This is a genomic window from Frankia sp. CcWB2 (assembly GCF_977927585.1).
On the sequence record NZ_CDWRCM010000040.1, the window covers coordinates 16041 to 19307 of the forward strand.

The following is a 3267-nucleotide window of genomic DNA, read 5'->3' on the forward strand; positions in this document are numbered from 1 at the left end:
GATGGGACCGGCAGGACCAGCAGGGCCGGCAGGGCCGGCAGGACCAGCGGGCAGGAACCGGGGATCTCCCGGCGGCCGCACGCCGACGGGCGGTCGTGGCCGGACCTTCCCCGCGGCCTCCGCCCGCCCCGTCACGCCGGCAACCGCCGGATCAACCGGCTGTGGCACGGCGCCCGGCCTGCCCGGGGACCGTAGCAACCGGCGGGTGATACTCAGCATCTCCTCGCACGCCCCGGCGAGCTCCGCCCGGCGCAGGTCGACAAGATCGGCTCGGACCACGAGCGCGCGACGACGGGACACGACCGCCGCGGCGATGCTCCCCCGGGCCACCTGCAGGCATCTGGTGGCCGCCCCCACCTGTCCCTGGCCCAGCCGGCCCACGGCGGCGACCAGTGCGCACTCCGGCGACCACAAGGCCGGGGAGTCCGGCATCGCCGTCATGATCGAGCTGAACCCCGCGGCGCCGCCGTGCAGGGCGTCCACCATCTCGGGCCCATCGACGAGCAGGCAGGCCGCGTACCACCAGTCCCCGGCATGCGCGGCGTGATGTACCGCATCCGTCGTCCGACGGTGCGCGGCGAACCAGATCGCGGCTCGCAAGTGGAGCTCATCGGTGTCCTCGTCGCCGTCCGCGGCCAACGCGGAACGCAGCACCGCGGCAAGCAGCCGGTGAAAGCGGAACCATCCGCCGTCGTGGTCGAGCTCAACCACGAAGCCGTCGGCGCGCGCGAGTGCCGCCAGAACTTCCTTCCCGCTCACCCGCGCACCTACCGTGGGTGCCGGCGTGTCCCCGGGGCCGCACTCGCCGGGCGGGCCCATCGCCATGCTCGCGGCGTCGGCGTCGGCGTCCGGCGGCGGCGCGGCACGCGAGCCGGTATCCGCCGCCAGGACGCCCGCATCCATCCGCTCGGCCGCGACGGCGTCCGCCAGCGGCCCGGTCATGCGCTCCAGGACACTGGTCCGCAGGAGGAAGCGGCGTACCCGCGGCGGCTTACCGGCTATCACCTCGGCCTGCAGGAAATCGGCGATCGCGGGATGGCCGGCCACGGCGCCGGACAAACCAGCCGTGTCACCGAGGCCACCGGACGGGGATGCGACGGCCGCTTCCCACCGCCCATCCGCCCCCGGCAGTGGTCGTCGCTCCCGTGCGGCGAGCGCCCCGGCCGCCAGCCGCAGCCCGGCCGCCCAGCCCTCGGTGACGTGCACGAGACCGCTCACCGTCGCGGGCGACGCCGTGATCTCCTGCCGGCCCGTGATCTCCTGCCGGCTCAGGAGGGCGGCGGCCTCCGCCCGGGTGAAGGCGAGATCCGTCGGGCCGATCTCGGTGACCCACCCGGCAGCCCGCAGCCGGTGCAGCGCCACGGGCACCGTCCGGCCCACCAGAATGATCCGGGCCCGGTCCGCGGCCGCGTCGATCAGCAGTTCGAGGCCGTCGAGGTCCGAACGCCGGGTGATCAGATGCACGTCGTCGAGGATCAGTATGAAGGACGCCGGGAGGTCGGCGAGGATGTTGGCGAGCCATCGGTAACGCCGATCACAAAGATCGTCGGCCGCGGGACCGTACCGGCTCCCAAGGCCCTCACCGGCCGGGAGCAGACCGTGTCGTCCCAGCCCGTGCAGCAGCTGCGGCCACAGTGGGAGGCCCGGCTCCCCGCCACGCGGGCCGGGGACGACCGCCGGATCGACCCGCACCCACACGATCGGCGTCTCCCCACGCCGGCCCGCGGCCCAGGCCGCGACCAGCACCGTCTTGCCCGAGCCGGCCGGGGCCCGCACCACCGTGAGGGGCAGGGCGGTAGCGGCGTCGAGTGCGTCGAGCAGCCGTGGTCGATCGACATGACCCGGCGGGGTCGGCGGGGGGACGAACCGGTTCAGGAGCAGCGGCAGGCTTTCGGGACCGTCCGCGGGATCCTCCTCCCCGGGACGGAGAGCGGCATCCTCCGGACGGAGGGGCCGCCGACCCTCAAAGACGGCGGGACGGGTCCGGACGGAACCGGACATCGGTGACTGTTCGTCGAGCATCCGCACCACCCCCAGCGACAAGCTCGCGCTAGGTAGTGGTACGCCTACTCGGGCGACCGGGCAACCGGGCAACCGATCCGCACCGCCCGCCGTCGAGGGACACCCCGCCCGGGACCCGGCCCTCAGGCCGCGCAGTCCGAGCAGACGACGTGACGGACGTCCGCGAGCTGGCTGCGGTGCTGCACCAGGAAGCATCGGGTGCAGGTGAACTCGTCGGCCTGCCGGGGAAGTACCCGCAGCGACAGTTCCTCGTCGCGTACCTCCGCATCCGGAAGGCCCAGCTCGGCCTCGAGGGCGTCCATGTCGTCCCCCAGGTCCGCTGCCGCACCGGCGCGCTGCGCCTTGAGCGTCTCCAGGCTCTGTTCCTGGAGCTCGTCCTCCTCGACATCCGTGCTTCGCCGAGCGTCGAAGTCACGAGCCATGCGTCTCCTTCCTTTCCCTGCCATCGTTCACCCAATGGGTATGCCAACCCATCGGTCTTGGGTTTGGCCGAGCGTGAGGAGCCATGGAACACGGCACCTCAGGACATCGGCTGGTTACAGTACGCAGTGACCCCAAGGATTGAGGTGACGCGATGCCCTGTGTCCGCATTTCCGGGTGCCTCCACCACATCCAAGGGTCCCGGCCGGAACGCGGATCTCCAGAGCCGAGCGAACGATACGGGGCGGAACCGCGTCAGGCCAGACAGCACCAGGCTGGCGCGGTGTCACTCCCGCCACAGCCATGATCAAATATCACGACTCCGGTGGACCGCCCGCATCTCGATCGATGCGGCACCGTACACCACCTGGACGCCGCGCCGTCATCGGATGGTCGGAAAGGGCCACGCAAGCCTGGGGGCCGACCAGTCGGATCTAGAGATACAGACCTGTCAGGCCATCGTCCAACCGCTCCGCCGCGACGGCGTGCACGTCCCGCTCCCGCAACAGAACGTAGGTGGTCGAGTGCAGCTCCACCTCGGCCCGGTCCTCGGGGTCGAACAACACCCGATCGCCAACCTGGATGGTCCGCACGGCCGTCCCCACCGCGACGACGTCCGCCCAGGACAGGCGCTTCCCCATATGCGCGGTCGGGGGGATGACGATGCCCGCCTTCGACCGCCGGTCCACGGAATCCTCACGCGGCTCGACCAGCACGCGGTCGTGCAGGAGCCTGATTGGCAGCGCGCCGGACTGCATGACACCCGATTGCGTGCCCACCCCAGCCGCGCCGACCCCGTTGACACCGCCGGACACAACGTTCACA

3 protein-coding genes are annotated in these 3267 nt (G+C 71.9%); all 3 read right to left on the reverse strand.

What is annotated here, in order from left to right; all coding sequences use genetic code 11:
- The coding region (locus ACY45C_RS06600) for a MalT transcriptional regulator family protein (RefSeq protein ID WP_462186755.1) at positions 1-2001 on the reverse strand (2001 nt) is incomplete at its 3' end.
- Positions 2002-2144: 143 nt separating this feature from the next.
- A complete protein-coding gene (locus ACY45C_RS06605) occupies positions 2145-2444 on the reverse strand; it encodes a DUF4193 family protein (protein WP_462186756.1) in 300 nt (99 codons plus the stop codon).
- A 432-nt stretch (positions 2445-2876) separates the two neighbouring features.
- Positions 2877-3266, reverse strand: coding sequence for a GroES family chaperonin (locus ACY45C_RS06610; protein WP_035908101.1), 390 nt, complete (start codon positions 3264-3266; stop codon positions 2877-2879).
- Between the last annotated feature and the right edge of the window lies 1 nt (position 3267).